5 protein-coding genes are annotated in these 5821 nt (G+C 41.2%); 2 read left to right on the top strand and 3 right to left on the bottom strand.

The window, feature by feature from the left end; all coding sequences use genetic code 11:
- Together AC1DQW_RS27050 and AC1DQW_RS27045 are read left to right on the top strand one after the other, a co-directional pair.
- Nucleotides 1-282, top strand: a 282-nt coding sequence (locus AC1DQW_RS27050) for a hypothetical protein (protein ID WP_477456904.1), incomplete at its 5' end; no start/stop codon positions are given.
- Nucleotides 283-479: 197 nt separating this feature from the next.
- Complete coding sequence (locus tag AC1DQW_RS27045; protein WP_477456903.1) at nucleotides 480-1787, top strand: ammonium transporter; 1308 nt, start codon at nucleotides 480-482, stop codon at nucleotides 1785-1787.
- Between the two features lie 314 nt (nucleotides 1788-2101).
- On the opposite strand, the gene AC1DQW_RS27040 is transcribed toward AC1DQW_RS27045, so the two are convergent.
- From AC1DQW_RS27040 to AC1DQW_RS27030, 3 genes are all read right to left on the bottom strand, one after another.
- Nucleotides 2102-2695: a DUF4468 domain-containing protein gene (locus tag AC1DQW_RS27040; RefSeq protein ID WP_477456902.1), complete on the bottom strand. Its 594-nt coding sequence runs from the start codon at nucleotides 2693-2695 to the stop codon at nucleotides 2102-2104.
- 136 nt (nucleotides 2696-2831) lie between these two features.
- Entirely contained in the window at nucleotides 2832-3893 is a 1062-nt protein-coding gene (locus AC1DQW_RS27035; RefSeq protein WP_477456901.1) for a porin, read from the bottom strand.
- Between the two features lie 183 nt (nucleotides 3894-4076).
- Nucleotides 4077-5699, bottom strand: coding sequence for an ammonium transporter (locus AC1DQW_RS27030; RefSeq protein ID WP_477456900.1), 1623 nt, complete (start codon nucleotides 5697-5699; stop codon nucleotides 4077-4079).
- Between the last annotated feature and the right edge of the window lie 122 nt (nucleotides 5700-5821).

Raw genomic sequence — 5821 nt, 5'->3', positions numbered from 1 at the left:
GGATTATACCATATTACCCACAAAGAAGAAAAAAAAACCTCCGTATCGGCAACAACGGCGCATCATAATCCTTATAATTATGACTACCTTTTGCATAACGTACCGGTACAACTCATCAACCTGCAGCAACACCGGGGTGCACATCCGCTGCAAGGCATTTATACAAGCCCCAATTTTTACACTATACATGTAAAGTATCTTAATTTTATTTGCGGTGGGGGCACCAGCGAGCTATCGCGTTTCCGCAAACTCATCCTTTTTCCATTTCATAATTTCTGGTAATAGCCAAACAATTTTATCTGGTTTGCGCTGATTACGCAAAGCGGATTTTATTGTTTTTTAAAAAATTTAGTTTTAATGCTGAAGGCATTTTGATTGGATGACTTCTTCAGTATTAGTTTTTGAAACTGCCCGGTATTTTGATTGGGTACCGGGCAGTTTCTAATTAATTTTATTAACTGTTCCCTAATTCCCGAAGCATGAAAAGATTCATACCATTTGGCATACTATTAATTATAATTGTATTGGCCCTCGTATTCCCATCTGTTACCTTAACAACTATTAAAGACAGTAAAATTGATACAGGCGATACCGCCTGGCTATTGGTTAGTACTGCCCTTGTATTGATCATGACACCTGGCCTTGCCTTTTTTTACGGCGGTATGGTGAGCAAAAAAAACGTACTATCAACTATGCTGCAAAGCTTTGTGTGTATGGGCGTAATTACCGTAATATGGGTTATTTTTGGTTTTAGCCTTGCATTTGGCGATACCCTTGGCGGTTTCATTGGCGATCCGCGTACCTTTTTTATGATGAAAGGCACCCTTGGTAATGCTACCTGGAAACTTGCTCCTACCATCCCCCTGGTATTATTTGCCATGTTCCAGTTAAAATTCGCCGTAATTACACCCGCGTTGATCACCGGCGCCTTCGCCGAGCGTATCCGCTTTAACTCCTATGTTATTTTCCTTTGCCTGTTTATGATATTTATATACGCGCCGCTGGCCCACTCAACATGGCACCCCGATGGTTTTCTGTTCGGAAAAGGCGTACTTGACTTTGCGGGCGGTACTGTAGTACACATGAGCGCCGGCTGGGCAGCACTTGCATCAGCCCTGTATTTAAAAGGACGTAACGAAGTCACACATACTCCAGCCCGCATCAGCTATGTACTGTTAGGTACCGGTTTATTGTGGTTTGGCTGGTTTGGTTTTAACGCAGGTTCGGCATTAGGTTCTGGTACACTTGCTGCAACAGCTTTGGCCACTACAACTACAGCATCTGCAGCCGCGGCAATGTCCTGGATGTTCTTTGACATCCTACGTGGTAAAAAACCAAGTGTATTAGGTGCCTGTATTGGCGCTGTTGTAGGCCTGGTGGCTATTACACCTGCTGCCGGCTTCGTAACAGTACCTCACTCATTAATTATTGGTATAGTTGCAGCGGTAGTAAGTAACCTGGTGGTAATATGGAGAACCAAAACCAGTATTGATGATACACTTGATGTATTCCCCTGCCATGGCGTAGGCGGTATGGTTGGTATGCTTTTAACCGGTGTATTTGCCCATCAAAACGTTAACTCGGCCAACACTACCGGCAACGGGTTATTTTATGGCGAAACCCACTTGTTTTTACTTCACCTGGTAACTTTAGTTGGTGTATCAGCATTTGCATTTTTTGGTTCATTAATACTGTTAAAAATAACAGATATGATCAGCACACTGCGTGTAACCCCTGAAGAAGAACGTGCCGGTTTGGATCTGAGCCAACACGACGAAGGACTATAATAATTAAATATGCCAATTTGCGCGAATGAATTAATGAACTTTTGTCAATAAATCATCAAACATCAATTAACACAAAAAATTAACGTTTTTATTATCTCGCCAGATTAATAAAAAACTAAAGCCGTCCCATATTAAAAGGGGCGGCTTTTTTTTGGAACAAGAACTTTCGAAGCAAATACTTTCGGAAGGTTTTCCGGAGCAAGGATAAAGGGTTTAAAGCAACACTATCGCAGCGCTTTGAATAATAACCTATTGACTAATCCCCCCATGCAAAAGACCAATGAACTAATGAACAGGTAAACCAATGATCCAAATCACCACTCTTTAGTCGATATCTTCTTGATCCCCTTATCCTCTTTGGGCAGCGAAGACGTTTTTAGCATATATGATTTTAATACCGCTCCAACCTGGCGGCTGTTTTGCAATACCTTATCAAGATAAACAACAATATCCTTCTTGTCCATTTTATCTTTTGCCTCCTCCAATGGTATATTAATACCGGGTACAGGCACATCCATACCATATCTATCGCGCCGGTATGGCGTATAAACAAAATTGGTAAACCAGTAGCGATATTTGGCATCTTTCACTTCTACCCTCATGGTATAAGCAATCTGGCCACTGGTGCTGCTTAATATTAATGATTTTTTAGTTACCATAAAACTGCCGCTGCCTGTCAAAACACCCTGGGCTTCATCGGCCAATGCGGGTTTCAATTTATTTTTTGGCGCAGCTTTCTTCATAAAATACAAAGCCCTGCGGTACAAGGTATCCTTATTTAAACCGGCCTGTTCAACGGTTTGATAATAGATGTATTTATTATTTTCATCAAAAGCCAGTGAATCTTGCTGAGCTGCCGCTGTTTTAACAAACAGGATACATACAAAAGCGAAAAGTATATTTTTCATAGAACGCGTTATGTTTATATGCCATAAAACCTTTATAAACCGTAAGGCTTTATTAAATGATGGTTTTACCCTATAAAGATAAAAAGCCCCCCGATATAATCAGGAGGCTTTTATTAAAAGATGGTATTTATTTATCTTAGAAAGCATAAACAGCCGCCATCACAAATTGTGAGGCAGATTTAGAAGGATCTCCTGAATGATTAAGGAATGCTTCTTTTGATCCATTGTCGAACCTGATTTCAGGAATAAAAGACAAAGGACCGGCTTTGATGTTAGCAGTAAATGTTAAAGCGGTAACAGATTCGCCTGGTGCAGGGCCAAAAGTGGCGTAATCGCCTGTTTTGGTTTTAAAGTACTCACCCCTTAAACCTAAAGTTACATCTTTTGATACTGCTACTTGCGGATATAAGGCAACACCGGTAAAACCACCGGTGCCAACTGCCTTAGCTGCAGTAAATGTTGCGGCGTTTAAACCTAATTTAAAGGCACTGGTAATTTGATAAGCTGTGGTTAAATCAACTTCGGTACCAGATAGTTTGCCGGTTAAAAGGTTTAAGTAGGCAGTCCATCCTGTTACAGGGGCAACAAATAACTGGGCGCCAAAAGTGTTAACCTTTTTGGTAGATGTATAATAGTTCCAGGTATCGTTAAAGGCACCAGCCATTAAGCTTACTTTATCGCTAAATGCGTAGGTAAATTTAACACCTGCATTCTGGAACGGGCCATTAGTGAACAAGTATGAAGTTGAGTAATTAAAGTTACCTACAGGGCTTATTACTTCATAACCAACAAATGTTGCCATGTAACCGCCTGTTACACTTAACTTACTTGTTAAATCATATGAAACATATAAGTTTTGGATATGATAACTGTTCTCGTTTTCGTTGTATAAACCGGCAGCATTTGGTATTGATTGCGATTGACCGCGCGGACCAAATGAAAGCTCACCTACAAAAGCGGCTTTGCCAACTTTTTTCTTTAAGCCCAGGTCAATCATACCTATAGAAACAGAGTTATGATCTGAAGCGAAGCTGGTGGGAATTTGTGACCCTCTGTCGGCAAAATCAAACTTGTAATAAGTATCTACCGAACCGTAAATAATTAAAGGCGCATCTGATGTGGTTTTCACCGTATCCTGTGCTTTAACAGTAAAAGCAGCAATGCTAAAAAATGATAAAAGTAAAAGTGTTTTTTTCATGATAACGATTTAATTGATTTGAATTTGATTTGGGGTTGGATAAAACTTTCCCATTAGGCTAATGCACAACATAGCCCGAATGTAAAAGCGGTTAAAATTTAAAAGATTATTAAAATACCTGTGCGGTTGGTAAGCAGGTTGTCGGTACCAGCAACCAACCGCACAAGATATTACAGTGTTTTATTATACTGCAGATGGAGATTTTACACCTTTATCAAAAAGGCCGCTTAGGCTGATCTCATCTTCCTGAGCAGGGTAAACTTCAATACCGTGATCGAATACATCGATACCACCGGCACCGGTTTCGCCTTCTTCTTCAATACGTAGTTTCCATGGGTTAGGTAATTTGTTGATGATAAACATCATTGCAAAGGTTACTATAAACACAGCTGCTGTAATGGTGAAGCTACCAATAGCTTGTGCCTTTAACACACCAAAACCACCACCGTAAAATAAACCAGTAACCGGTGCTGTATTATCAGGACCAGTTGGGCCTGTAAAACCATATTGCCCTGATGCAAATAAGCCTAATGATAATGTACCCCAGATACCGTTTAAACCATGTACAGATACTGCACCAACCGGATCGTCAATACGGAACCACTCAATAAGGTAAACACCTGCAAATATGATAACGCCGGCAACCCCACCTAACAGAATTGAACCCAACGGACTAACCCAGTAACAAGGGCAGGTGATAGCAACTAAACCAGCTAAGAAACCATTGATAGTAAAAGCAAGATCAAACTTTCCTTTTGTTGGGCCAAACCACAATGCAAAAAGCATAGCAGAGAAACCACCGGCGCAGGCAGCAAGTGTAGTATTAGCAGCAACACGGCCAATACCCTGCATATCCATTGCAGATAATGTTGAACCAGGGTTAAAACCATACCATCCAAACCACAGGATAAAACCACCCACTGCAGCAACTAATAAGTTGTGGCCCGGAGGTAATCCGCCTTTTTCTTTATCGTCGCGGGCAAATATCCTGCCTAAACGTGGGCCTAGCACCATTGCACCTGCCAATGAAGCAACACCACCAATAGTGTGTACCACTGTTGAACCGGCAAAATCGCGGAAAGGCTGAGCGCTTATTGACTGGAAGAAACCTGAAGTTCCCATTGTAGCAAGGAAACCATCCGGTCCCCAGGCCCAGTGACCAATTATTGGGTAAATAAAACCTGTAATACCTATACTGTACAAAATATCGCCACGGAAGCTGGTACGGCCAATCATTGCACCCGAAACGATAGTTGAGCAGGTATCAGCAAAAGCGTACTGGAATATCCAGTGTGCCAAAACAGGGATACCTGTTGAACCGTAAGTTTCTGGCGTGTTTTGCAGGAAGAACCAGTTGGTGATGGTTTTGCCATCAGCGCCTAATCCGCCCCAGCCAATGAAACCGTTGCCATTGCCAAACATAAAGGCATAACCTATGGCATAAAATAACAAGCCGCAAAGGCAAGTATCAAAAATACACTCCATTAAAACGTTCACCGTTTCTCTTTTGCGGGCAAAACCTGCTTCAAGCATAACGAAACCCGCCTGCATACCAAATACTAAAAAGGCAGCAACCAGTGTCCAAACAGTGTTAACCGTGTTAATTAACGATGTTTCGTGGGCCGTGTAAGTATCGGCAGCATGTGCAGATGTGCCAAAAATACCCGGCAACACCATCATTGCTGCAAATACCAGCAAAAGGCCGATCATTTTTCCTGTAAAAATGGTAGCACCCAGCGCCCATTTATCTCGTGTCAGCTGTCGGACTGAACTCAGGAGGTTTAATTTTGTAGAACTCGCTTTCATTTGTTTTTTAATTTAGTTTGATTGTTTTTTAATAGTTTAATTTAGTTTGATTGTTGTATAATATAAATTGTTTGATTAGGGGTAAATTTTAAAAAATCGATTTTTCACACACACTCTTTAGG

The sequence above is a fragment of the Mucilaginibacter sp. P5_A4 genome, assembly GCF_056400605.1.
Note: the sequence above shows the minus strand (reverse complement) of the source record. Positions and strands in the feature narration are given on the sequence as shown.

Bases quoted from the DNA above. Each gene is read 5' to 3' on its own strand.
- AC1DQW_RS27030 (WP_477456900.1), bottom strand. From the start codon at position 5,699: ATGAAAGCGAGTTCTACAAAATTAAACCTCCTGAGTTCAGTCCGACAG.
- AC1DQW_RS27040 (WP_477456902.1), bottom strand. From the start codon at position 2,695: ATGAAAAATATACTTTTCGCTTTTGTATGTATCCTGTTTGTTAAAACA.
- AC1DQW_RS27045 (WP_477456903.1), top strand. From the start codon at position 480: ATGAAAAGATTCATACCATTTGGCATACTATTAATTATAATTGTATTG.
- AC1DQW_RS27035 (WP_477456901.1), bottom strand. From the start codon at position 3,893: ATGAAAAAAACACTTTTACTTTTATCATTTTTTAGCATTGCTGCTTTT.